We start from the raw sequence: 3,913 nt of genomic DNA, 5'->3' as shown, positions 1-3,913 counted from the left end.
GTACTTTTTTGGCCACGCCCGGGACCGGTGAACGGTCCCCTGAAGCTAGCGTTGTTGCGGCATTCCGCCGTCCTGCTGCGAACGGGCGCTGGCGTACAGGCAGACGGTCGCCGCGGTGCCCAGGTTGAGGCTTTCAGCAGCGCCGTAAACGGGCACGGCCACCCGGTGGTCGGCCAGCGCGAGTTCCTCCTCGGACAGGCCCTGGGCCTCGTTGCCGAAGAGCCACACTGTCGGGTTCTCCAGGGCATACCCGGCATCCTGCGCCGGTGCGCCCAGCCGGCGGGCGGCGTTCTGGTCCTGCAGCCGGTCCAGGTTGAGCTGGCCGTAGCCGTCGGCGGCCAGCACGCCGATGCCGCGTTCCTTGCAGCGGGCCACGATCTCCTCGATCCCGGCGCCGAGGACAACGGGCAGGTGGAAGAGGGATCCCGCCGTGGACCGTACGGCCTTGGGGTTGTAGATGTCGACGCTGGACGCAGTCAGGACGACGGCGTCCGCACCGGCCGCGTCGGCGGCACGCAGCACGGTGCCGGCGTTGCCGGGATCCCGGACCTCGCACAGCACGGCAACCAGTTGCGGGCCGGCGTCGAGCACCTGCTCGAGGCTGACGTCCAGGAAGCCACAGACCGCGAGAATGCCCTGTGGGGTGACCGTGTCCGCCATCGCGGCAAGTACTTCGTCGGTGGCGAGGTAGGCGGTGGTGCCCTCCGCCAGCGTCTCCAGGTCCGGGTGCCGGTCCAGGCAGGACTCGCTCGCGTAGACCTCATAGACGATGCCGGGCTCCCCCGCGGCAATCCTCTTCTGATGAAGGACGAGGGCTTCGCGGACCGCCTGCGGCCCCTCCGCCAGGAACTCGCGGCGCTTTAAACGGGCCGGGCGCCCGGCAAGCTGTGCCACCTTCCTCACCCGATCAGCTCGAGGATTGGAAAGTGGAAAGTCTTGCGGGCGCCCGGTTTCGTTCATACAAGAACCTTAGTGGCTTTTCCGGCCGGCTCTTGAACGACGTAGTTCGTGAACTACCTCAGGTACTACTCGGCAGCCTTGTCAGCGGCAGGCTTCGTGGCGGCCGGCTTCTTGGCGGGGGCCTTCTTCGCAGCGGGCTTCTTGGCGGCCGGTGCAGCCTCAGCCTGGACGGCCGGAGCGGACGTGTCGGCGGGCAGGGCGTCCTTGGCGATCTTGACCAGCGCAGCGAAGGCGTTGGCATCGGAAACGGCAAGCTCGGCCAGCATGCGGCGGTCAACCTCGACCTCAGCGGCCTTGAGGCCCTGGATCAGGCGGTTGTAGGTCAGGCCGTTGGCGCGGGATGCGGCGTTGATGCGCTGGATCCACAGGCGGCGGAAGTCGCCCTTCTTCTTCTTGCGGTCGCCGTAGCTGTACACAAACGAGTGCAGCAGCTGCTCTTTGGCCTTGCGGTACAGGCGTGAACGCTGTCCACGGTAGCCCTTTGCGCGCTCAAGGATAACCCGGCGCTTCTTGTGGGCGTTGACCGCCCTCTTCACACGTGCCACGTGCGTACTCCTTCGAAAATCTGATCCCAAGCATCTACTGCCGGAACAACCGGCTGGCCTGAGAAGCCTTTTTGGTAGTTGACCGCTGCCAGGTGGCAACAGTCAGAGAACTTGGAACTTAGATGCCGAGCATCTTCCGGATGACCTTGGCGTCGCCCTTGAAGACGATCTTGTCGCCGGCGAGGCGGCGGGTCAGCCTGGAGGACTTGTGCTCGAGGTAGTGGCGGCGGTTGGCCTGCTGGCGGCGCAGCTTGCCGCTGCCGGTCAGCTTGAAGCGCTTCTTAGCACCGCTGTGGGTCTTCATCTTCGGCATGGGAACCGATCTCCTTACGTATCCGCAGACAAGGTCTGCAGTCTTTCGTGCAGCCGCCCCTGCGGGCGGCGTGCTGGTTGCTTGCTGCCGGACATTGCTGTCCGGCAGCCCTGAACTAGTTGGTCTTCTTGGTGCCCGGCTTGGCGGCGGCCTTCGGGGCAGCCGGCCGTGCAGCAGGCTTCGGCGCCGCGGGACGCGGGACCGGCTTCGGGGCAGCAACCGGCTTCGGCGCTGCCGCCGGAGCGGCCTTTTCAGCCTCGGGAGCCTTGGCGGCTTCCGGAACCTTGGCTGCGGCCTTGGGCGCTGCGGGCGCCTTGGCTACTGCCGGCTTGGCAGCGGCCTTCGGAGCCTCAGTCTTCGGGGCCTCGCGCTTCGGAGCGGCCTTGGGAGCCTTGGGTGCCTCCTGCTTCGGCGCTTCCTGGACGGGAGCCTTCGCTGCCGGGGCTTCCTCGACCTTGGCCTCGGCGGCCGGGGCCTCCGCGGCTTCAGCCTTGTCCGCCTCGACCTTTTCAGCCGGAGCCTCGACGGCGGCGGGAGCTTCCGTTGCCGGAGCCTCCGTTGCAGCGGCCTCAGCCTCGGGTGCCTCAGTCCGGACCTGGTAGCCCTCCGGAAGAAGGTCGGCGAGCGACTGTGTCAGGGGTGCCTCAGGACCGGACGTGTCAACGCGGAAGTCACCCGAGGCCTTGGCTTCGTTTTCGGCCTTGGCTTCCGCACGCTGCGATGCGCGGCGGGCCTCTGCCTTGGCTTCTGCCTTGTTCTTCAGGGGTCCGACCACCATGACCATGTTGCGGCCATCGATCCGCGGGCTGGACTCCACAACGCCGACTTCAGCGACGTCGTCCGCGAAGCGCTGGAGCAGGCGGATGCCCATCTCGGGGCGCTGCTGCTCACGGCCGCGGAACTGGATCATGGCCTTGACCTTGTCACCGGCGCCGAGGAAGCGGAGCGCGTGGCCGCGCTTCGTCTCATAGTCGTGGGTGTCGATCTTCAGGCGGAAGCGGATTTCCTTCAGGACCGTGTTGGTCTGGTTCTTCCGGGCTTCACGTGCCTTGACTGCGGCTTCGTACTTGTACTTGCCGAAGTCCATCAGCTTGCACACCGGAGGCTTGGCCTGCGGTGCAACTTCAACGAGATCAAGATCGGACTCGGCAGCCAAACGCAGGGCATCCTCAATACGGACAACGCCTACTTGCTCGCCTGCAGGGCCGACCAGCCGCACCTCGGGGACGCGGATACGCTCATTGATTCTTGGCTCGCTAATGTTAAAGCTCCTGTGTTCGTGAGGGGTATTCCACCGGCAAAAAGAGAAGGCCCCCAATTGCCGGAGCAATCGAAGGCCTCGAAGATCGGAACTGCCTGCCTCGTGTGAGGCGGCATGCATCCTGCCAGGGCTGGCGCCCGGGAAAAATGCCCGACCAGGTACCCGGCAACCTTGCTTCTTGCGAAGCTTCCCGAAGGAGAGCGGTTGACGCGGGTGGGAGAGAACTCCGCTTGCAAACTGAAAGTCGATTCTACAGAAGAAATCCCGTCCGGCGCACCTACATGACAGCCATGTTGGTTGCGGACGGGTTCCGGCTGTCATACCGCCGCAGTACTACCAAAAGCAGTAGAACTGGAGCGAAATAACGACAATCAGTCGGTCTGTGACAAGCTTACCAGCATGAGCACTTCAGACAGTAATTCACACGTTTACGAGCCCGCCAGCGCCCAAGCCGACGTCTCACAGCAGATCCGCGACATCTCCGAGGTGCCCGCGATCGAGGTCATCACTACCGCCGCCGTGCACCTCATGAGCGCCGCCGCCGTGAAGCTTGGCCTCGCAGCCGAGGAGAACGCCGAAGAACTCAAGGACCTGGACGAGGCCCGCAAGCTGATCACGGCCCTGGCCGGCCTGGTCACCGCGGCCGCCCCGGAGATCGGCTCCCAGCACGCCGGACCGTTGCGCGACGGTCTGCGTTCCCTGCAGCTGGCCTTCCGGGAGGAGTCCATCATTCCGGATGCGCCGGGCAAGGGTCCGGGCGAGAAGTACACCGGCCCGGTCAACTAGGCACAACCAGCAAGCCAGCTGCAACCAGCAGGCCAGCTACAACGCGGC

At 65.4% G+C, this 3,913-nt stretch carries 5 protein-coding genes; 1 reads left to right on the top strand and 4 read right to left on the bottom strand.

Annotated features, from left to right (window positions below; genetic code table 11):
- Window positions 1-45 precede the first annotated feature (45 nt).
- The 4 genes from K789_RS0112390 to infC all read right to left on the bottom strand — a co-directional run bounded on the left by K789_RS0112390 (window position 46) and on the right by infC (window position 3,037).
- Window positions 46-960: a TrmH family RNA methyltransferase gene (locus K789_RS0112390; RefSeq protein WP_024367021.1), complete on the bottom strand. Its 915-nt coding sequence runs from the start codon at window positions 958-960 to the stop codon at window positions 46-48.
- 65 nt (window positions 961-1,025) lie between these two features.
- Window positions 1,026-1,505: a 50S ribosomal protein L20 gene (gene rplT / locus K789_RS0112385; RefSeq protein WP_024367020.1), complete on the bottom strand. Its 480-nt coding sequence runs from the start codon at window positions 1,503-1,505 to the stop codon at window positions 1,026-1,028.
- 118 nt (window positions 1,506-1,623) lie between these two features.
- Window positions 1,624-1,818: a 50S ribosomal protein L35 gene (gene rpmI / locus K789_RS0112380; protein ID WP_009358635.1), complete on the bottom strand. Its 195-nt coding sequence runs from the start codon at window positions 1,816-1,818 to the stop codon at window positions 1,624-1,626.
- Window positions 1,819-1,933: 115 nt separating this feature from the next.
- Window positions 1,934-3,037, bottom strand: a complete 1,104-nt coding sequence (gene infC / locus K789_RS0112375) for a translation initiation factor IF-3 (protein WP_024367019.1) — start codon at window positions 3,035-3,037, stop codon at window positions 1,934-1,936.
- Window positions 3,038-3,478: 441 nt separating this feature from the next.
- On the opposite strand from infC, the gene K789_RS0112370 reads away from it, so the two are divergent.
- On the top strand, window positions 3,479-3,865 hold the full coding sequence (locus K789_RS0112370; RefSeq protein ID WP_024367018.1) for a DUF1844 domain-containing protein: 387 nt from the start codon (window positions 3,479-3,481) through the stop codon (window positions 3,863-3,865).
- Window positions 3,866-3,913: the final 48 nt, after the last annotated feature.

The sequence above is a fragment of the Arthrobacter sp. TB 26 genome, assembly GCF_000427315.1.
Classification (GTDB): domain Bacteria; phylum Actinomycetota; class Actinomycetes; order Actinomycetales; family Micrococcaceae; genus Arthrobacter.
The sequence above is the reverse complement of the archived record's forward strand: the minus strand, read 5'-3'. Positions and strand labels throughout refer to the sequence as shown.

Bases quoted from the DNA above. Each gene is read 5' to 3' on its own strand.
- K789_RS0112390 (WP_024367021.1), bottom strand. From the start codon at position 960: ATGAACGAAACCGGGCGCCCGCAAGACTTTCCACTTTCCAATCCTCGA.
- rpmI (WP_009358635.1), bottom strand. From the start codon at position 1,818: ATGCCGAAGATGAAGACCCACAGCGGTGCTAAGAAGCGCTTCAAGCTG.
- K789_RS0112370 (WP_024367018.1), top strand. From the start codon at position 3,479: ATGAGCACTTCAGACAGTAATTCACACGTTTACGAGCCCGCCAGCGCC.